Consider the following 20,837-nt stretch of genomic DNA (forward strand, 5'->3'; position numbering starts at 1 on the left):
ACACCGGACTCTTTTCCAGCCTTTGTGTACGATGATGGGTATCTTAATGCGCTCGAGGCCAAGAACTGAATGGTCGGCGACTTGGAAGGGCAAAATGACCGCGGAACCACGAATCTGAGTCAGAGGCGGAATCCAACTGAGGAAAGCATGGCTGTGTTTTCAGACGGTTATGACTCTCATGCATGCGTAACAACCAACAAGAATACAAACAAAATATTTCTGTGGATTACTTTCATTCCTCATGGAATGCGCGACTGATTTGGTCCGACAGCGGCTTCACAAAATAAGAAAGCGCCGTACGCTCGCCCGTCTGGATCATCGCTTCGGCCGGCATGCCGGGCACGAGCGTCAGGTCCTTGAGCTTCGTCAGTTCCGCATGCGGAACCGACAGACGCACCAGGTAATACGAAACGCCGTTTTTTTCGTCCGTCGCCAGATCGGCTGCGATCCGGCTGACATATCCGTTCAATACCGGCGTGGTCCTCAGATTGAAGGCTGACATCCGCAGCACGGCCTTGTGACCAAGCTGGATTTGGTCGATGTCCTTCGGGGTGATTCGTGCTTCAAGCGCAAGATCGTCGCCTTCCGGCACGATTAGCATAATCGGATCGGCGGGCGTGATCACTCCTCCGACCGTATGAACTGCGAGTTGTTGAATGGCGCCTGACTGCGGCGCGACAATATCGATCCGTCGCAGTTCCTGTTCAGCCGCCACCTTGCGCTCAACATACTCCCCAACCTGCGCCTGAACCTCTCTGAGCTCCTGGCCGACTTCCGTCTTGAAATCCGGATCGATCTGCAGGATCTGGAGGCGCGTTTCGGCTATGCGGGCTGCCGTCTGTGCCTGATGTGCAATCTTCTCACCGCGTTCGCCGCCGAAAGTGGCAACCTGCGTCTTCAGGCTGTTCAAGCGTTGGTCCGAGACAATGCCTTGGTCGCGCAGCCCACTCAGGGCAGCAATTTCCTTTTGGAGAATCTCGGTGCTTTTCTCAGAAGCGATTTCCTGCGCCTTGAGCCCCTCGATCTCGTGCTCATATTGAGTGATGCGTTCCGCTAGCTGCGCCTGCCTTCCGTCGCGGGATTGTCTGCGGAATTCGAACAGCCGCGTCTCGCCATGTACTGCCGAAGCTACGTCCGGAACATCTCTGCGGGCGAGCAGCCAGTCCGGGAAGGCGATCTCCGCCAGATCGTCACGCTCAGCTTCGAGTCGTGCCAGGTTGGCGGCCAGCTCATCGAGCCGCTTGGTGACTACAGCGAGAGTGGCGCGCGTCTGGGTGGCGTCGAGCCGCATGAGGATGTCGCCGGCTTTTACTTTATCACCTTCGCTCACCAGGATTTCTCCCACCACCCCGCCGGTCGGGTGCTGCACCTTCTTCACATAGGAATCGACGACAAAGTGTCCGGACGCGACAACCGCACCGGAGAGATTCGTGAAGGCCGCCCAGGCTCCGGCTCCTCCAACAAAGATCACGCTCGCCAGAAGGCCCGCCACCAGGTGCCGGCGAATGGAGCTGGAAACGTCATTATTCTGATGAATGCCGGCCACCGGGATTCTCCATGTCAGCGCGCTCTCCCACGTTATCCTGTGTAGACTCGATGGCCTTGACGCCAGCGCCTGGTGCCATCGCTGCCCTCTTCAAGACTTTGGAAAGCGCTTCATCACGCGCACCGAATGCTCGCTGCCGTCCACCTTCCATGACCAACACAAAATCCACGGCGCGGATGGCGCTCGGCCGATGGGCGACGACAACCGCAATGCCCTTGCGCCCGCGCACGGAGGCGATCGCCTTGACGACCGCAGCCTCGCCTTCCGCATCGAGATTGGCATTGGGTTCATCCAGCACAACAAGGAAAGGGTCTCGATAAAGAGCACGGGCAAGACCGATACGCTGGCGCTGCCCGGCGGAAAGTGCCGATCCGGCCTCACCAATCGGAGTTTCGTAGCCGTGCTCAAATCGGAGGATCAGTTCGTGCGTGCCCGCTGCTTTCGCCGCGGTGACAATAGCCTCAGGGTCAGGATTATCTTCAAAACGAGCGATGTTTTCGGCAATGGTGCCGTCGAACAGTTCAACACCTTGCGGCAAATAGCCGATATGACGGCCTAGCGCTTCCCGGTCCCATTGATCGAGGCTTGCGCTGTCGATGCGAACCTTTCCGGCGACCGGCGTCCATGCGCCGACGATGGCGCGCGAGAGTGTCGACTTGCCCGAACCCGATGCACCGATGATCCCGAGTGCGCTTCCCGCCTGAACGGCAAACGCAAGGCCGGTCACGGTCGGCTTCCTTTCGCCGGGCGGAACGATTGTCACGCCTTCGAGGCGGAGTTCGCGTTCAGGTGCAGGCATTGGCATAACAGGAGCGGTTTCAGGAACCTTTCCCAGGAGGTCCTCCAGCCGCGCCCAACCCTGGCGCGCCATGAGGAAGGGTTTCCAGCTTGAAATGGCCAGATCGACCGGAGCCAGCGCACGCCCCATCATGATCGAACTGGCAATCATGACCCCGGCCGTAGCCTCCTGCCTGATGACAAGGTACGCGCCGACGGCAAGAATGGCCGATTGCAGCAGCACGCGCAACGACTTTGCAATGCCACCCAGCCCACCTGCCACGTCCCCAGCTTTCCGGTTGGCGGCCAGATACTCGGCATTGGCCTTGTGCCATCGGGCAGCGATCCGCTTTCCGAGACCGAGAGCTTGCACGACCTCGGCATTGCAACGCGCTGCTTGCAGTAGGCCATTGCGCACCATGTCGTGGGCAATGGTCTCGCGTATCGGCCGTTGCGAGAGAGTGTTGGTAAGAAGTGTCAGAGATGTGAGACCGATCGCCCCGATAAGTGCCGTCATGCCGATCCAGAAATGAAGGAGGAAGCAAATGGCAAGATAAAGCAGCATCCATGGCAGATCGAAGAACGCTGTCGGACCGTTTCCACCTAAGAATCCGCGAATATTGTCGAGGTCGCGAAGCGGCTGCAAGCCGTCGCCCGGCATGCGCGTTAAAAGCGGAAGGCGAACGATCGCATCGTGAACGCGTCCGGAAAACTGTTCATCGAAACGCTCGCCAATCCGCAGCAGCACGCGGGCGCGCAAAACGTCGAGCAGGCATTGGAACGCATAAAGCCCTGCAGCAAGCACGACGAGCCCCACTAGCGTCGATACGCTGCCACTTGCCAGAACGCGGTCGTAGACCTGAAGCATGAACAGCGGCGAGATCAGCGCAAGCACGTTGACCACGCCGCTGATCAACAGAATTCCCCAAATAGCGGAAGTCAGAGGGAAAGGTCTCAAAGCTGAATCCTTCAAGGAATGGTTACTCACGTAGGTCTCCGTGAGGATCTGGCGACCCAGCTCCCTATATTGCTCCCCGAGCGGCAACCGACTCGCTGATTCAGGATCAGTGCTCCCGCCGAATATGTTTGGTTTGGCATCTAATGGAGCGGGTCAACAACAACACCGTCCGGCTGAAGGTTTGGAAGGGCAACGTCATCGTGGCCGGCCGCAAGGGCCCGAACAGGCTTCCGCCTCCACGCGTTCAGGGAGATTTCGGTGTACGACCAGCGCGACGTGCAGGGCTTCGTCAAGCTGTACACGCTGCGACTGCTCCCGGGCGCCCCGGCCCATCGCAAGTAGCGGAGACGGAAAGCGCCCGCCCAGGGGGGCGGGGCGCTGTTCCGCATGGGTTTTCTGGATCAAACGAAGGTGAAGTCCGACGCGGTCAGGCCTAGGTCGGCCACGGTGACCACACCGCCCAGGTGGACGAATTCATGCGCGTTGTTGTCGGCGGTGACATAGGCCAGAGTTGCGACTCTGTCGGTGTAGCTGCTTTGGTAGACAATGATGTCGCCGGCGTGCTCGCCGGAGATCGCACTCGCGGCTTCAGAAGCAGAGTTGAAAGATTCGCCAGTGATTACCACGACGTGTTCGCCGTTCGCACCTGAGGCCGCACCACTGTAGAAGCTGCTCACCGGGTAGCCGGACTGTATGCTGGCGTTGTTGACGAAGTTCGCGCCAAAACCGTCATTGTAGAGGCCCACCGCATCGAAGGCGAACTTGTCCTCCGCCGGGTTGAAATCGGTGATAGTGGTAATGTCCGACTTCGACCCGACAACCCCAGGCACCGGATTGTGGAACTGGAACACGAACGTGTCACTGTCGGTGCCCCCGGTCAACGTGTCCTGGCCGTCACCCACGTAGAGGACATCCTGGCCGGGACCGCCGCTGAGCCTGTCATTGTCCTCACCGGAGACGCGCGGGTTGAAGCGGCCGTTGTCGCCGGAGAGATCGTCCCAGCCATCTCCGCCGAAGATGCGGTCGTTACCCTTGCCGCCGATGAGTCGGTCACTGTCCGGGCCACCCGAGATCTCGTCGTTGCCGCCACGACCGTCAATCCAGTCACCGCCCTGGAAACCCTCCATCCAATCGTCAAGCTCGGTGCCGATGAGTGTTTCGGCACCCGGGCCACCCTCGATAATCTTTGCCATCGAAAATACTCCTAATGATGCACCCTGCCTGACGCGTTCATATTGCTCATCGGATAATTAGAGAAATCGATTGCTTGGATAGACACACATTTACGAAATGGATGCATTCACGTTCACTTCGCCCTTCTGCTGAGCAGTTGCGGGCTCGCTGGCGGCGGGGACGCTGGTCGCCCAAGCAATCGATGAAGATTCGACACTCAAACCGGGACTAGGACGAACTTCGTAACGGGGCCGTCCTGGTTGGGCCCCAAACTTCTCTCTGTTTGCTCGACGCCGGCATACCCGCACCGTGAGCGCTGGACGAGGACAAGTTCCGCTGGCGGAGAACGGCGTGATCGGCTTGCCGCGCCGAAACTGATGGCGCTCGTCGAAGGCATGGACTGGACACGCGTTCGAGCCGAACGGCGACGGCGTCCGGCCGGAAGGCGGTGGCGAAGTGACTCAGGCGCAAAAGGCGGGCTTCAGGCCGTGCACAATAAGCTTCTGTCGGCGTCATGATGAGAAGCGCTTCGGCCCGTCCCCACGAAATCGATACGCTCAAGGCGATGTTCGTCGCCATGGCGGCGGAGAAGGCCGAACTGCAACAACTCCGGAGCGAAACACTCAAGGCCGAGATCGTCCGGATGGCGACACTCAACGAGCGTGCCCAGGAGAGGATCGCCGACCTTCATGGGATCGTCAAGCAGCTGGAGCGCGCCGCTTCGGTCGCAGCTCCGAGAAGCTCGAACGTGCCTAGCAGGCCTTCGCCTTCGAAATCCAGACCGGGCTCGGCGCGATTGAGTCCGAGCTCGAGGCCGCAAGACCGACAGGCGAGCCGCGACGTGCTGCGCGACCGCGCAAGGCGTTCCCGGCGCATCTGGAGCGGGTCGAGATCGTCATCCAGCCCGAGCCATGGGGGAAGAAGCGCTCCCGCAGCCAATCGTCCAGTCCGTCAAACGCGGTCGGCCGCACAGGCTTGCGAAACGGAACAGTCCCGCCCTCGCTTAGATACCGAGGCACCGTGTTGCGAGCGCACCCGAATTCGTTCGCCCGTCGGTTCCCCAGCCAAGCTCATGCAGCGGCAGCATCGCTGCCACCTCTTCAGGCTGAAGGATCTGCTCTCCCTGCATCGTTCTCGACAATGCAGGAATCGCCCAATCCCAATCGCCATCCATGCCTCCTCTCATAACCGAGGGGTCGTCGGCCGACAACTGAGACGTCCGGTGCTCTTAGGCGGGGTAATCATACGAGATGCCTCCTGCAACATCATTTCCCGCATCCATAGGCTTGCCGGATCATTATTGTGAAGCGCAGGCCATTGGACGGCCTCCGTGAATGCGGCAGGAAGTGGCGGCGGAAGTTCGACAATCCGCAGGGGTGTTAATTTTGCGAAATGCTGCGCCAGCCGTAAGGGCATTGTCCCGATGCGGTTGGTGCCTGATAGAAGGGGCGGGATCATGCTAAAGCCCTGTACGACGACCTCGATACGTCTCTCGAAACCGTTCTCGAGCAAATACCATTCCTCGATGGAGGGCTGCCGGGTGTCCCCGAATTTAAGCACAACCTGCCCCATCGACAAGTATCGGTCGAATGTAAGTGGCTCTGACAGCTGCTTGTTCGTGCCGCAGCCTACGCATACGAGCATATCTTCGAACAGGGCTGCGCGAGGATGTTTCGACATGAACACTTCCGGCATAATCAGAAAATCAACGTCGCCGCGCCGGAGAAGCTCCTCGGGGTCGTCGGAAATAAGCAGACATTCGAAGCGGACGGCGGGAGCTTCCCGCGCAGCACGCTTTACGATCTTCTTAAAAAATACGAGTGTGAGGTAATCGGAAAGGATGATGCGGAAGCGACGATCCGATCGGGCCGGGTTAAAGGCGTCCCAGGAAATAATCGACAGCTGGATGTGCAGCAATGCCTCCCGGACTGCTGTGGCGAGCCCCTCCGCGCGCGGTGTCAAAATGAGTTCGCGGCCGTTCATCGTAAATAGCTCATCGCTGAAATAGGCGCGTAACCGACCGACGGCGGCGCTCATGGCCGGCTGACTCAGGTTAATACTGCGGGCCGCGGCGGTGACTTTACGCTCCCTGATCAAAGCGTCCAGCACAACCAGGAGATTTAGATCGAGTCCCTTAAAACGCATGTATTGACCTATCCGACGCGTGGATGGGTATCGCCCAAAGAATCAATTTTACGAATGGTAAGTAGCGTCAACGCATCAGCCGACGACGAAATAGAGCAACCGATAGGAAGAACGGCAAAACCGTGTATATGCAAAGGGCGCCGATATGCAGGCCCATGCTGCCGGCCGGACGGCCAAGCATCGCCGGACGAATGAGGTCAATTGCATGTGCGAGCGGCAACAAGGAGGCGACGTCCTGAAAAGCGCCGGGCAATTGGTTGACCGGAAACATCGCGCCGCAAAGGAACAGCATGGGTGTTACAACAAGCGTATTATAAAATATGAAATATTCATAACTGGGCGCAAGCGCCGTGACGACCATCGCTAGACTCGCGAAGGCGAGGCCACTGAGAGCGATGACTGGCAGCAAGCAGAGGATGGATGGCCACGATGTGTAGCCGAGCGTGGTGGCAACAATAGTGATTGCTGTGCCCGCCATCAGGGCCTTGGTGGCTGCCCACGCCAATTCGCCGAGTAAGATATCGCCGAGCGTCAGCTGAGTGCATAGCATTCCTTCCCAGGTGCGCTGGTTGTCCATGCGGCCGAAACTCCCGTAAACCGTTTCAGCAGTCGCCGATGCCATCGCGCTTGTGGCAACCATGCCAGCCGCGAGAAACGCAATGTACGAAGTGCCCTCAACAGGACCTATCATTGTTCCGATGCCAAAGCCGAGACCGAACAGATAGATCATCGGATCGGCGAGGTTGCCGAGAACCGATGCAAGCCCGATTTTCTTCCATCCAAGATAGTTGCGGCGCCAAACCGCGACCCAATTCCACGCATTGGCGGGCATGGCCGCCGCATAACGTTCGCCCATTGTTCAGTCCTCCATCTCGCGCCCGGTTAGCCGCAAGAACACATCCTCGAGATTGGGGGGACGCTGCAGAAGGCGCAGACCGGCGCGCCCGCGTAGCTGCACCAGCACCTGCTCCGGATCGGGTGCATAGCAAAAAAGCGTCTCACCGCTCACCTCGATGCGCTGTGCGTACGGCCGGATCAGCGCACCCAGTTCATGCGGATTGCCGCCGTAGACCTCGACCACGTCACAGCCGATCTGCTCGTCAATGAGTGCGGACGGGCGGCCTTCGGCGATCTTGCGCCCCTCCTCCATAACGCACAGCCGATCGCACAGCCGCTCGGCCTCTTCCATGAAATGGGTAGTCAAAAGAATAGTCTTGCCCCGCGCCAGCAGCGATCGCAGCCGTTCCCAGATCAGGTGGCGGGCCTGCGGATCGAGGCCGGTGGTCGGCTCGTCCATCACCAGCAAGTGCGGGTCATTGATCAGCGCACGCGCGAGCGTCAGGCGCCGCTTCATGCCGCCGGACAGTTCGGCGACGCGCGCATCCGCTTTGTTCTCGAGGCGGGCGAACTCAAGCAGCGACGGTATGACCGCTTCGATCTGGCGTCTGCTCATCCGGAAGTAGCGCCCGAACACCAACAGGTTCTCGCGTACAGTGAACGCGGTATCAAGATTGTCGAACTGCGGGACCACGCCGATGCGCATACGTGCCAAACGCGCGCGCGCCGGCACTGGAGCGCCGAGCACAGTAATCTTCCCCGCATCAGGCGATGTCATGCCGAGGACCATACGCGCAATCGTGCTTTTGCCCGCACCGTTCGGTCCCAAGAGCCCGAAGCATTCCCCCGCCGCAACGCGGAACGACAGTCTGTCGACAACGAGCTTGTCATAAGTTTTGCTTACGTCAGTAAGATCGATCGCTACCATGGACATGGGTTCATTTTACCGAGAGGGACGCCAAGACTGGCGGTTGCTTGGTTGCCTGCCGGACCTGAAACTGTGACTCGTCTTCGCCATCCCAGCCGTCGATAACGAACTGATCGACATCACAAGGATTTAGCCCCTGTTCCGCCAAAGCGGCGACAATTACGTCGAGATTATCGATGGTTTGATAACGCGGATTGTTGTGCCGCTTTTCCTGCTCAACGCAGAAGACGAGCCGTCCATCCTCGACAAGGGCGATCGCCCCATCATGGGTCAGCTTGGTACCACAGATGCGCATAGTGTCTCCACGTTAACGGCGATAGATTCGATTCATCAGGAAGCGGAAAGCGGGTTCCGGAAACGGACGAGCAAGCAGTCTTCGTTGACCGACTCGCCCCGACACTCAAGACGCTCTACCTCGATCAACGTTTCGTTCAGCATGGCGATGACCGGCTCAGCACCAGCGGCGTGACCCCAGCGACGGCAATTAGCATCCCTTGCCGATCCGAAGATCAGATGCCCGCCTGGCGCAAGCACCCGCACCAGGTTTTTGACGGCCGCGCGCATCTCGGCTATGTCTTCGAGGTAGTATAGGACCTCCGCCACAACGATCAGGTCAAACAACTCGTCGGTCGAAAACTGTTGAACATCGGAGACTATCCAGTTGATGCGCGACGGCTCCTTTATCCGTTGACGTGCTCGAGCAATCGCTTGCGCCACGACATCGATGACGGTGAGCCCTTGGCAGTTGGGGGCTAGTTTTTCCGTGAATGCGCCGGCAGCGCACCCGACTTCGAGGGCATTTGTAATGGAGCCTTGGGCAAGCGCCAGCTGGAGCATTTGCGTGTGGCGCTCCCGCTCGAACGGATTGCCGTCGAGGCGCCACGGATCGTCTGCGGCCAATTCCCGATCGAGCAACTGATGATTCATGTTCTGGGTCAAACTCGTCCACCTCTCGTCCACCTAGGTAATTAGCGATCACTCGTCGCCGCAGATGTTGCTCGACAGCGCTAATCCCGAAGAATCCGCGCAAGATTGAGCCTGCGAAGCGGAGCCGCATGCGGTGAGAATTCTGCCCTGCTTGATCCAGTGATCGGAGTTTGGGTGGGGGCCTGTTTTCCCCCAGTGTTCGATGTAGGGACAGCAGAGCTTCGCGACAGCCAATCGCTATTGCTCAATGTACACAGCGCGTAGGCCTTCAAGGGAAGTAAGAGAAAGATGTTGATGAACGTGTGCAGGGAAAAGCCCAGAAATCGAAACTGTCGAGCACGAAATGCTACCACGCTGCATCGGAGCATGGTCATGGACACAATCATCAGTCCTGTCCACCAAGGCACAGTGCCTGTCAGTGCGAAATGTGCGAGGCCCGTTAGTACCGATAGGGCGAGGAGTAGCGGCCCGAGATTCTGTCCGACCACGTCCAACGTGAGATAGCTATTGAGGCCGGGCAGCAAGCGCAGCCCAAGCAGCGTGTCCCGGAATGTGCTTCGTGCCCAACGGAGTTGTTGGCGCAGATACGGTCCGAGTCTGTTCGGAACGACTGTGGCCGCGATGGCGCCCGGAACGTACTCGGTTCGAAAGCCTGCTTTCAGCATGAGGATAGTGAGATGGCGATCCTCCCCGAAGTCGCTTGGCTTGCCCCGAAAAAATTGCGACTCGTACTGGTCCAGTAACAAAAGGAGCGCAGACCGGCGGTACATGGCACATGGGCCGCAACAGCACATAACGGCACCGAAGCGAGCCTGTGCCGCGCGCTCCTCGTTGCAAGCCAGCCAGTACTCCATGTCTATCAGCCTTGTCAGCCAGCTCTCGCTCCGGTTACTGGCAATCAACTGACCCATGACTGCGCCGACCGCTGGATCTCGCATCTTCGGTACAAGCTTGGTGATGACGTCGGGCGCGAGTATCGTGTCTGAATCAACGTTAAGCACCAAATCCCCGGATGAGCGGCGTATCGCGGCGATCTGCGCCTTGCGCTTTCCAACATTCTCGGGAAGCAAAATGATGTCGAACCTAGGGTCGCGCGCGTAGGTTTCGTGGACAGTTCCTACGGCTTCGCGATTTCCAGAACCGTCATCAACCACATAGACCCGAAGTCTTCCGGCGTATTCTTGGTCTGCAATGGACGCCAGGCACTCTGAAAGCGTGCGCGGATCCTCGTTGAAGCAGGGGACGATGACATCCACGCTGGGCAGTTGATCGGAGCCGACGAGATCCTCCAACGCCGATGAGTCGTTTGTCGGCAGAGCATAAATCCCCTGCATGCTCTTATAAGCAGTCGAGAGCAGTGCATAAAGCGAAATGGCCACAGTGCTGGTTGTACCAAGAAGAGTCATGGGATCTCGTTTGTTCAGTGATGTTGAGGAAGTGAGCGGATTACAAATCCGCGCTCATGAAGTGCTGGAATCAGACGGGACAGCGCCGTGACCGTCTGGTCGCGCAGACCGGCGTGAGCGCCCTGGCTCAACTCGCCGGGAGGGCATCCGTCGTGCAAGAGTACGATTGCGCCCGGCCGGACAGAGGCGAGCACGGTATCGATAATCGCGTCGACCCCAGGGCGAGACCAATCTCGAGGGTCGACGGACCAATGGAGGGCCGTCAGCCCGGCGATCTGTGACGCTGTGAAGATTTCTTCGCTCCAGGCGCCGTAGGGCGCGCGAATATAGCGCACCGAGGCCTGAGGGCACGCCCTCATGATGGCGCCGTTCGCTTCAAAAATCTCACGTTGCACTTCGCCGAAGCCGCATTTGTACAGATCCGGATGAGTCATCGTGTGGTTGCCTAGCTCGTGCCCTTCTGCAAACATTCGTTGGATTAGATCCGGGTGCTCTAAGGCGTAGGCGCCGATGACGAAGAAAGTCGCCGGCACCCGCTGCTCTGCCAACACATCGAGAATCTCCGGTGTGAAAAGTGGATTGGGACCGTCGTCAAACGTCAGATAAACGCTGCGACGGCCGGTGCCGTCAGAGCACTCACGGCGCACTTCGTACAAGCAATCGGGACGGCTCATAGCTCTGGTCCGTTCCGATCGATCATCGTGCCCGTGGGCCATTCGCTGATCGGCCGTCCAACTGGCAGAACAATGGTGAGTGCGTCATCGATGCGTGTGGGCGGCAGGTCGAGGCGCGCCTCTGGTCGGGTGGAGCGCACGCGAATTCCCGACAAGACGGCCAAAGGGCTGTATCGCCGCCCGAACCTCTCAACATGATTCCGCAGCGCGTGCCGGACGGTTCCGAAAGCGAATGGAACGCCAAGCTCCTGCAGTATTGGAAGCACGACATGGATTGAATGGGCGATTCCGAGACTCTCAAGATCCGGACGTACCCCGTACAGGCCCAGCTCAGCCACCAACAGATCGACCGCGTCAACCTTGATGAAACGGCGCAGTATGCCCATGTGAGCCGCTACACCGTTCGAATCATAGGCGATTGCGCGGAGTTCAGGCCTGGCGCCGGCCCAGCTTCGACTACCTTCGAACGGTTCTGCGTTGGACGCCCCAGTCGGCCCGTAGGTATTACGAAAGAACTGGGCGAGCTCGACGTGGTCCGAGAGCTGCAACTCGTTTTCCCAGCACAATTTCCACTGCACCTGAGGGCGCATTCAGGACCTCTCTTCAAAATAGTTTCTTGCGGGCCGCATTACCCGGCCAAAGCGGCGGCGTTGTTGGCTGCACTCAACCGTTGTCGTTAGCGACGGTGAGCCAGCCGGTGGGGGCTCGCCAATGAGCTCTCTCGATGTTCCCCCCCGTGTGGCGGCGCCGTCGATTTGAGCTTGACGTCGGTCATTTACGTTCCTCTAATGCATGGTTCGTAAATTCGTAAAATTGATTGTTTAGATGATGCCCATCCACACGCTGGATAGATCAGGATATGCGGTTTAAGGGGCTGGATCTGAATCTCCTCGTTGTGCTGGACGCTCTGATCAGGGAGCGTAAAGTCACTGCCGCGGCCAACAGTATTAATCTGAGCCAGCCGGCCATGAGCGCCGCCGTCGCTCGGTTACGCGCCTACTTCAGCAATGAGCTATTTACGATGAACGGCCGCGAGCTCATTTTGACACCGCGCGCGGAGGGGCTTGCCCCAGCAGTCCGGGACGCATTGCTGCACATCCAGCTATCGATTATTTCCTCCGACGCCTTTAACCCAGCCCAATCGGATCGTCTCTTCCGAATCATGCTTTCCGATTACCTCACGCTCGTGCTTTTTAAGAGGATCGTAGAGCGTACTGCGCGGGAAGCTCCCGCCGTCCGCTTCGAATGTCTGCCTATTTGCGACGACCCCGAGGAGCTTCTCCGGCGCGGCGACGTTGATTTTCTGATTATGCCGGAAGTGTTCATGTCGAAACATCCTCGCGCAGCCCTGTTCGAAGATATGCTCGTATGCGTAGGCTGCGGCACGAACAAGCAGCTGTCAGAGCCACTTACATTCGAGCGATACTTGTCGATGGGGCATGTCGTGCTCAAATTCAGGCACACCCGGCAGCCCACCATGGAGGAATGGTATTTGCTCGAGCACGGGTTCGAGAGACGTATCGAGGTCGTCGTACAGGGCTTTAGCCTGATCGCGCCGGTCCTATCAGGCACCAACCGCATCGGGACCATGCCCTTACGGCTGGCGCAGCATTTCGCAAAAACAACACCCCTGCGGATTGTCGGACTTCCGCCGCCACTTCCTCATCCCGCATTCACGGAGGCCGTCCAATGGCCTGCGCTTCACAACACTGATCCGGCAAGCCTGTGGATGCGGGAAATGATGTTGCAGGAGGCATCTCGCCTGGCGCCTTTGCCTGAAAGCTATTGAGCGTCTCGGGCACGACCATCCGACCTGGCAGTTAAACACCGCCCGCAAGAATATGTCATTAATCAGCATGTTAGGCGCGCTCCGGCGCGTGTTACCACTACGTTTTGGGGGTGATCTCAGGCGAGTTGTTCGTCCAGGTTGTGTGGCAGAGCGATGCCAGCTGCCTTCAAAACGTTGCCCACTTTGGCCGTGACGTGGTGGTGACGACGCGAGCATCCTTTTCGATGGTGGCTTCCTGGAGGCGGTCGCGATCGCGTAGGAGCGGTTGCCATTCGGGCGTCAGGCCTTTGGCCCGGTAGAGCGGCGCAGTTCCTTGCTGAGTACGAGGGCCAGGAACGAGCAGAACACATGTCCGGGTTGGTACTGAATTGACTGCCGCCTCCGATTTCGCGTGCGAAGTCCCAGAAGGTGTTTAGCCCCACTCAAATGCCAACTTTGCCGGCCATGCCGCGGCTTTTCACGCGGCCAGGCGAGGAGATGGCGGTCGACGAGGTCGATACCAATGGACTGTGCCGGCCTCGCTCGGCTACTGGCGTGAGGCATCCTTGACGACACCGCCCTGCACCGACAACGTCGAGATGTTGGCAATGAAGCCGGTCGAGGTCGACGCTGCGGATGTAGGCAATTTACCTCGCGCTTCGGGCTGAACGCGCGGCCGATCCGTTCACCCAATCGGCGCTTCATGCTGGGCCGCGGCTGAGGCCTGTGGGGTGCGGCTACCCCGCGTGGATGGGATAATCAATCAACTTTCTCTCATTCATGAAAGGAAACTCCCCGCTTACGATAGAAGCCATCAGTTTCATATATTTTCCGGCAGATGGATGTCGAACGGCAGAAATGTCTGTCCTGGTGTTTCAGCAGTGCCGGTCTCGATAGCCCGCGTCATCAGCGTTATCAGCTCCTGGGAAAGCCGGCGCATTGGCGTGGCGACCGCCATCGTGATGATGTTATCAGCGAGTGCCGCCCGAGATTCCGGCGTGATTTCATTCACGATCGCGACGAGATCGCGACTTTTACCCTCTTCCCGGACCGCGGAGATGGCGCCCTCCATGCCGCCCCCGGCGACATAGAAGCCGACGAGCTCGGGTTCCCGCTGCATGAGATCAAGCGTTGCCTCGTAGGTGACCTGCCGTTTCTCCAGGTTCACAAGCGGATCGAGCACCTCGAACGTCGGCGCGTTCTCACGGCAATAGGAGCGAAAGCCGACGTCACGGAGCTCGTGCCCCTGGAAACGATGGCTACCGACAAACACCGCCACCTTGCCGGGCCGTTTTGCGACCTTGGACACCATCCAAGCGGCCGTGCGCCCCACCTTGCGGTTGTTGAGGCCGATATAGCCCTGTCGCACGCCGGCGGCGAAGTCGGAAAGCAGCGAGAAAACCGGAATGCCTTTGGCCTTGAGGTCCTCAACCGCTGCTGTAATTTTTGGGTGGTCCGGTGCCACCATCGCGATCGCATGGCAGCGTGCGCCCAAATCCTTGAGCGGTGCGATTAGGTCGTTCGGCATATGTGACGGGGCGAATTGGATGAGCGGAATGCCGTGGAAGGACTGGGCCAAATTGACCGACGCTTCGACCTCGCGCGCAAAGTCTTGGTAGAAATGCTGGGCCGGTTTTCTCAAGATGAAGCCCAGACGGTAGCACGGTAGGTCTCGCCGCAAGCGCTGCTTGATGAGCCCGGCAGCATGATAGCCGATCGCGTGGGCGGCGTCGTGGACCCGCCGCGCGGTCTCCTCGCGCACCGGATGGCGGGCGTTCAGAACCCGATCGACCGTTGCTACGCTGACTCGGGCTTCGCGGGCGAGATCGGTAATTGTGGGGCGCTTGGTCATGGGTCCTATTCTGATTGGTTTTTGACGCAGGCTGGCTCTCTGTCACCTAGCGCGATTCGACAATGCTTTCGGGTGGGCAAAGTGAAGACGCCCGCATACTGAATGATCGACAGCGTATTGGGCTACTCCAGACGTAGACCGGCCGGGTATAACGGAAGGTTCATTCGCTTAGGGCGGCGATGATTTGCACTCACACATTTAGCGCTTCTGATACATGGTCCGTGAGGCGCCGTTTAGAGCCTGCGAGTCGATCGTTCAGGTCATGTGACCAGCTTGGCGAAACCGGTCGCGGTGCGTCGCCCTTACTGGGCGGGGGGTAGCCGGTTTGGTGCCTCGGCAAGCTGATGACCGCAGAAGGCGGCTTTCATCTGGGCTTGGTCCAATTCTCCTTCCCAGCGGGCGACGACGAGGGATGCCACTGCGTTACCAACGCAATTCGTCAGCGCCCGGCATTCGGACATGAAGCGGTCGATGCCGAGTATCAGTGCCATCCCAGCAACGGGAACACTCGGAATTACGGCGAGCGTAGCAGCCAGGGTGATGAAGCCCGCACCTGTTACACCTGCAGCGCCCTTAGAGGAAAGCATCGCAACGAGCAGCAGCAGCACCTGATCGCCGATTGACAGATCCGTGTTCGTCGCCTGCGCGATGAAGAGGGCCGCCAGGGTCATGTAGATATTCGTGCCGTCCAGATTGAACGAATATCCGGCCGGGATGACGAGACCCACAACCGAACGCCTGGCGCCCGCCTTCTCCATCTTCTGCATGAGCGAGGGGAGCGCGGCCTCCGAGGAGGACGTTGCGAGGACAAGCAGCAGCTCTTCCTTGATGTAGCGAATGAGAGAACAGATCGAAAAGCCGTTGTAGCGGCAGACCGCGCCGAGAACCCCGAACACGAAGAGGAAGGCGGTGAAATAAAACGTCGCGACCAGCATCGCGAGGTTGACGACCGAACCGATGCCATATCTACCGATGGTGAAGGCCATTGCGCCGAAGGCGCCGATCGGCGCGGCTTTCATGAGAATGCCGACGAGCTTGAAGACAGGCGCGATGAGCGCCTGTAGGAAGGAAACGACAGGCTTGCCCGTCTCTCCGGCCATCGCGAGCGCCATGCCGAACAGAACCGAGAAGAACAGCACCTGCAGGATGTCGCCTTCCGCGAAGGCACCGACAATCGTTGGCGGGATGATGTTCATCAGGAAGCCGGTGACCGACTGCTCGTGGGCCTTTGCGGCATAGGTATTCACGGCCTGGACATCGAGCGAGGCCGGATCGATGTTGAGGCCGGCGCCAGGCTGGACGACATTGGCGACGATCAGGCCGACGATCAGCGCGAGCGTCGAGAAGGTGAGGAAATAGACCATTGCCTTGCCGGCGACCCGGCCGACCTTGTGAAGATCGTTCATGCCGGCAATGCCGGTCGCAATTGTCAGGAAGATGACAGGCGCGATGATCATCTTGACCAGCTTGATGAAGGCATCACCCAGCGGCTTCAGGCTCTCGCCGGTCCCCGGATAGAAATAGCCAATTGCGACGCCGAGGGCGATGGCGGCAAGCACCTGCGCGTAAAGCTTGGCATAGAAGGGTTTGCGGGGCGCGGGACTCGCGCCGCGGACTTGTGCAGCTGACACTGTTTCTCTCTCCCTGACCGGATCGAGGTGGCGTGACTTCTCCCGGGCTTCTCCCTATCGCGGCGCTCCGGTCGAACGCTGCACCAACGCCGCCGCAATACCCATGCCAAATGGATCCGCATGACCTGAACTGACGTTGGCTCGCCAATGATGGGATGAATGCGGTGGCACAAGACGGGAATGACAAGGCCGCCGTCCAGCACGCGCTTGATGTTCTCCGGCAGATTGCCGGTCGATCTCTCTGGCTTGCGGTTTTGCTGCACATCGTGGTGGGCTCCTCGGTTTGCCGACTTTGGGAAGGGCCGCATCGCTGGCACCAGAGCGGAGAATTGCCGTGTTCTTTGCCGCGCTGCCGCTGCAGCGACAGCTTGAAAGCGACGTCGAGACGTAGGGATTGACGCCGCTGGTGCTGACCGCGACGATGCGGTTCAGAAGTTCCGAGCACCGCCGAAAAAGCCGCGCTCGACCGCCAGCTTCGCGCCTTCACACGCGATGCCGCCGCCTTATCTCCGTCATCAATATCGAGGAAATGGCGGTTGCCGCGACCGACCAGTGTCGTCGGCAGTGATTATCGCTCCCGCCCCTGGTTCGCAGGCGCTGGTGACTGGCACGGCCCGGCAACTCGGCGCGGTCAGCCGCTCGGGCACCGCATCGCCGGCGCCGTATTTCTGTCGTTCAACATCGCCGACAAAAATTAGAACTGATGAATTCTATCATAGGCCGCGAGGTTTCCTTCACGAATGAAAGAAAGCTCGATTGACTATCCCGCCTCGCTCCAGTCTTTTGAAAATCAACGTGTGGTTGCCCCCGTGCAAGCCGAGAACGTGGCCAAGCTTCGTGGAGGGAGAGCCAAGCGATGCGTCAGGGGTCGACCCGCTTTGCACTCGACCACACGGCGGTGGCACGAGTTCACGTCAGAGCATTTTCGCGCTTGCCCGCGACGTCGCGGGCGCACATGCCGCCGGCATGCATTTCATGGCGCGAGATCGAGGATCATATGCACCACAACATTCCCAAATCAGAACAAAATGCCAGCGAGTGCCGCATTTCGCTTCCGGATGCGAAAAGGGCTTACCCAAAGTCCGAGATGAACACCGCGGTCCCTTGTGTGCCATCGCACGAGCACGCGCTTACCGGCATCTTCGAAATATCGAAAGTACTCACCGACCCCGCCCCGCTCGAAGTCACGTTGGCCAAGGTCGTCGATCTCCTGCCCTCGTTTGTGCAGATGCGGCACGGCATCATCGCTCTCTTCGACGCTGAGGGCGTACTGGACATTACCGTAGTCACCGGCTGCGACGAGAACAGCGATGAGCGCTCCCGGATGCGCCTGCCGCGCAAGGCAATCGATCTGATTGTGACGACGGACACGCCGCTCGTCGCCGAGAACATAGCGGTGCATTCGGCCTTCACTGCCGCTGACATAGAGGTGCTTGGGGCCTCCGACACCGTGTCCTTCATCGGCGTTCCCATTCGTGTTGATGGGAACGCCGTAGGCACGCTGACTATCGACCGCGCCTTGGACAGCAGGTCAACGTATCGGCTCGATTATGATGTCCGGCTGCTCACCATGATAGGCAACATGGTGGGACAGACAGTCAAGTTGCACCGCTTCTCTGCGGGCGACCGCGAACGACCGACGGAGGTGGAAGATCGGCTGCAAACGCAATTCTCTGATGTCAAGCACCCTGCACCGCAGCGCAAGAAGGTTCACGTCAAGGGAATGATTGGCGATAGTCCGGCGCTAAGCGCGCTGCTCGAGAAGATCGCAGTGGTAGCTAAGGCAAAGACTACGGTTCTGTTGCGAGGCGAATCCGGTACCGGGAAGGAGCTGGTCGCCAAGGCAATTCACGAGTTGTCGCCGCGCGCCAAGCGGCCCTTCATCAAACTCAATTGTGCAGCGCTGCCAGAGACAGTCCTGGAATCCGAATTGTTCGGTCATGAGAAGGGTGCCTTCACAAGCGCGTTCAATTCCCGCAAGGGTCGCTTTGAGCTCGCCGACAAGGGGACGTTGTTTCTGGATGAGATCGGCGAGATCTCGGGCTCCTTCCAGGCAAAGCTACTGCGCGTGCTGCAGGAGCAGGAGTTTGAGCGCGTCGGCAGCAACCAGACCATCAAGGTCGACGTTCGCGTGATTGCCGCCACGAACAGGAACCTTGAAGAGGCGGTTGCAAGGAATGAGTTCCGCGCCGACCTATATTATCGCATCAACGTGGTTCCCTTGCTGGTGCCGGCGTTACGCCAAAGGCGCAGCGATATTCCGCTCCTCGCAGCTGAGTTTCTCAAGAATTTCAACGATGAGAACGGCCGTACGCTAACCTTCGATCCGCGTGCGATTGAAGTACTGATGAAATGTGAATTTCCCGGCAACATTCGCGAGCTTGAAAATTGCGTGCACCGGACAGCGATCCTGGCGGAGGGACTATCAATCGGGAGAAACGACTTTGCGTGCTCCCACGACCAATGCTTTGCTGAGGCGCTGCGGAAGAGCAGATCGGGCAAGGCCGCGCTGCAACCAGCGCCAATCCTGCCAGAGGCAGTGAATCCGGCCACGCCGCCGGATGCGGCCGCTCGTTCGGCCGCCACCACAGTCCCGCCTGCCGGAGCAACCCACTCATTGGGCGCGAGGACCACCGACGCCGAGCGCGTCATTGCTGCCATGGAAAGATGTGGCTGGGTGCAAGCAAAGGCGGCGCGCCTGCTTGGACTGACCCCGCGCCAGATTGGCTACGTGCTGAGGAAATACGGCATCGAGGTCAAGCGTCTGTGAAAGCATGACTCAGGCGGATTAGCTGAGACCGCTTAGCGGCTTGGCCCGCGCAGGGATGCAGATCCGCGTCCGCGTCAAGTCGATCCGACCGAGGACAGCCTGGCCGAATTCCCGTGGCAGCCGGCGTTGCGACCATCTTGTGAAAGGCGACGCTGCCATCGTCAATCCGTCCGCCATGTTGCTCTCGTTGCGAGCTCATACGGATGCCCCTGTGCGACTGAAACGGAGAAAAAATATGTCCGATGCAAAACTGCAAGCAGTGCTTTCGTCTCTTCCGCAAGGGACGCGACAGTTAGATGCTCTGCCGTCCAACGGACCAGCGCCGGACAAAAGTTTTGTCAAGCTGAATACGAATGAGAACCCGTTTCCGTTGCCGCCAATCATAATGCAAAGTGCAGTGGCGGCCCTCAATCGCCAGTATCTGTATCCGGACGACGATAACATCAGCTTGAGGGAAGCAGCGTCCAATACCTATGGCGTATCCACGGATCAGGTCATAGCAGGCAACGGGTCGTCTGAACTGCTCGGACTCATCTACAGAGCTTTCCTCGCCCCTGGCGACAAGGTGGCGATGATATCGCCAGGGTTTTCGTTCAACCGCAAACTTGCCATGTTGCATGGTGCTGAGTTTCTCGAGATCGGATGTCAAACTCATTCGCTGCCAATGGAGCAATTGCTTTCCGGTCCGGCAAAAGACGCCAAGTTCATTCTGGTGGCCAATCCAAACAATCCGACCGGAACATTCCTCTCGATAAGCAATATCGAACGCCTCGTGGCACAATCGGATCGCCTGGTCGTCCTTGATGAGGCCTACGTCGACTTTGCACCCGATCACGGGCTGCGCCTCATCAACCGTTATTCGAACCTTCTGATCTTGAGAACATTTTCGAAGAGCTATGCCGCCGCCGGCATTCGCGTCGGTTTCGGTTTCGGTCACCCTGAGATTATTGGCAGGCTGCGCAACATCCAGAACGTCTTCAACATGAACGTGATCGGGCATGCGGTTGGTATCAGCGTGCTTGCGCATCGCGGCGCCTACGCAGAGAACCACAAGCACATCAGACATGAACGACAGCGAGTGACAGCCGCACTGTCGCAACTTGGATTTTCCGTAACGCCCTCCCACGCAAATTTCCTGCTAGCCCGTGTGCCAGCGGGACAGGACGGCTCATGGTGGCAAGCAGCCTTGGAAAGGCAAAAGATACTCGTTGCCTACTTTCCGGACAATGGTTTGGAACATTGCATCCGCGTCAGCATCGGCACAAAAGAGCAATTGGATGCATTTCTTGCTGCCGCTCGCGATATAGTTGGAAGCTTAAACATACCAAGCACCACGGGCAGGGGAGCGTCAGGCTCTGCTCGTTCGGTACGCTGACGCTAATCCGATATCACACATTGCTATCTTTAGACTTGCTTGGTCACCCAAGCACGACAACATTTTTCTT

15 protein-coding genes and 3 pseudogenes are annotated in these 20,837 nt (G+C 58.9%); 3 read left to right on the plus strand and 15 right to left on the minus strand.

Annotated elements, in window-relative coordinates:
- Positions 1-232: 232 nt before the first annotated feature.
- The 12 genes and pseudogenes from NKI08_RS20160 to NKI08_RS20215 form a co-directional block, all read right to left on the minus strand.
- A complete protein-coding gene (locus NKI08_RS20160) occupies positions 233-1,546 on the minus strand; it encodes an HlyD family type I secretion periplasmic adaptor subunit (protein WP_352566043.1) in 1,314 nt (437 codons plus the stop codon).
- A complete protein-coding gene (locus tag NKI08_RS20165) occupies positions 1,524-3,296 on the minus strand; it encodes a type I secretion system permease/ATPase (protein ID WP_352771818.1) in 1,773 nt (590 codons plus the stop codon). Before NKI08_RS20165 ends, NKI08_RS20160 begins: the two co-directional genes overlap by 23 nt.
- A 386-nt stretch (positions 3,297-3,682) precedes the next feature.
- The gene (locus NKI08_RS20170) at positions 3,683-4,474 is read right to left on the minus strand and encodes a calcium-binding protein (RefSeq protein WP_352483785.1); all 792 of its coding nucleotides are present in this window, start codon (positions 4,472-4,474) and stop codon (positions 3,683-3,685) included.
- Positions 4,475-5,365: 891 nt separating this feature from the next.
- Positions 5,366-5,628, minus strand: a pseudogene (locus tag NKI08_RS20175) (hypothetical protein); the annotation flags it as partial.
- 8 nt (positions 5,629-5,636) lie between these two features.
- Positions 5,637-6,599, minus strand: a complete 963-nt coding sequence (locus tag NKI08_RS20180) for a LysR family transcriptional regulator (RefSeq protein WP_352516375.1) — start codon at positions 6,597-6,599, stop codon at positions 5,637-5,639.
- A gap of 67 nt (positions 6,600-6,666) precedes the next feature.
- On the minus strand, positions 6,667-7,455 hold the full coding sequence (locus tag NKI08_RS20185) for an ABC transporter permease (RefSeq protein WP_352483783.1): 789 nt from the start codon (positions 7,453-7,455) through the stop codon (positions 6,667-6,669).
- A gap of 3 nt (positions 7,456-7,458) precedes the next feature.
- Complete coding sequence (nodI, locus tag NKI08_RS20190; RefSeq protein WP_023719311.1) at positions 7,459-8,370, minus strand: nodulation factor ABC transporter ATP-binding protein NodI; 912 nt, start codon at positions 8,368-8,370, stop codon at positions 7,459-7,461.
- A gap of 43 nt (positions 8,371-8,413) precedes the next feature.
- Positions 8,414-8,659 (minus strand): annotated as a pseudogene (locus NKI08_RS20195) (carbamoyltransferase N-terminal domain-containing protein); the annotation flags it as partial.
- A gap of 35 nt (positions 8,660-8,694) precedes the next feature.
- The gene (gene nodS, locus NKI08_RS20200; RefSeq protein WP_031194123.1) at positions 8,695-9,291 is read right to left on the minus strand and encodes a nodulation methyltransferase NodS; all 597 of its coding nucleotides are present in this window, start codon (positions 9,289-9,291) and stop codon (positions 8,695-8,697) included.
- Between the two features lie 80 nt (positions 9,292-9,371).
- Positions 9,372-10,697 carry a chitooligosaccharide synthase NodC gene (nodC, locus tag NKI08_RS20205; RefSeq protein ID WP_352494955.1) on the minus strand — a complete coding sequence of 442 codons (1,326 nt, stop codon included), beginning with the start codon at positions 10,695-10,697 and terminating at the stop codon, positions 9,372-9,374.
- Positions 10,698-10,711: 14 nt separating this feature from the next.
- Complete coding sequence (gene nodB / locus NKI08_RS20210; RefSeq protein WP_352466666.1) at positions 10,712-11,371, minus strand: chitooligosaccharide deacetylase NodB; 660 nt, start codon at positions 11,369-11,371, stop codon at positions 10,712-10,714.
- A complete protein-coding gene (locus NKI08_RS20215; protein ID WP_352483781.1) occupies positions 11,368-11,961 on the minus strand; it encodes a NodA family N-acyltransferase in 594 nt (197 codons plus the stop codon). Before NKI08_RS20215 ends, nodB begins: the two co-directional genes overlap by 4 nt.
- 269 nt (positions 11,962-12,230) lie before the next feature.
- Here NKI08_RS20215 and NKI08_RS20220 point away from each other — a divergent pair, with 269 nt between their 5' ends.
- Complete coding sequence (locus NKI08_RS20220) at positions 12,231-13,160, plus strand: LysR family transcriptional regulator (protein WP_352494956.1); 930 nt, start codon at positions 12,231-12,233, stop codon at positions 13,158-13,160.
- 116 nt (positions 13,161-13,276) lie between these two features.
- Here NKI08_RS20220 and NKI08_RS34705 read toward each other — a convergent pair.
- The 3 genes and pseudogenes from NKI08_RS34705 to NKI08_RS20230 all read right to left on the minus strand — a co-directional run.
- Positions 13,277-13,514, minus strand: a pseudogene (locus NKI08_RS34705) (IS1634 family transposase); the annotation flags it as partial.
- Between the two features lie 445 nt (positions 13,515-13,959).
- The gene (locus tag NKI08_RS20225; RefSeq protein WP_352542066.1) at positions 13,960-14,991 is read right to left on the minus strand and encodes a LacI family DNA-binding transcriptional regulator; all 1,032 of its coding nucleotides are present in this window, start codon (positions 14,989-14,991) and stop codon (positions 13,960-13,962) included.
- A gap of 302 nt (positions 14,992-15,293) precedes the next feature.
- Positions 15,294-16,622, minus strand: coding sequence for a dicarboxylate/amino acid:cation symporter (locus tag NKI08_RS20230; RefSeq protein ID WP_352494958.1), 1,329 nt, complete (start codon positions 16,620-16,622; stop codon positions 15,294-15,296).
- A 997-nt stretch (positions 16,623-17,619) separates the two neighbouring features.
- Between NKI08_RS20230 and nifA the strand changes: the two genes are divergently transcribed.
- A complete protein-coding gene (nifA, locus tag NKI08_RS20235; RefSeq protein ID WP_502899652.1) occupies positions 17,620-19,392 on the plus strand; it encodes a nif-specific transcriptional activator NifA in 1,773 nt (590 codons plus the stop codon).
- Positions 19,393-19,627: 235 nt separating this feature from the next.
- Positions 19,628-20,767: a histidinol-phosphate transaminase gene (hisC, locus tag NKI08_RS20240; protein WP_023678255.1), complete on the plus strand. Its 1,140-nt coding sequence runs from the start codon at positions 19,628-19,630 to the stop codon at positions 20,765-20,767.
- The last annotated feature ends 70 nt before the right edge of the window (positions 20,768-20,837 follow it).

The sequence above is a fragment of the Mesorhizobium sp. M0768 genome, from assembly GCF_040320195.1.
GTDB lineage: Bacteria > Pseudomonadota > Alphaproteobacteria > Rhizobiales > Rhizobiaceae > Mesorhizobium.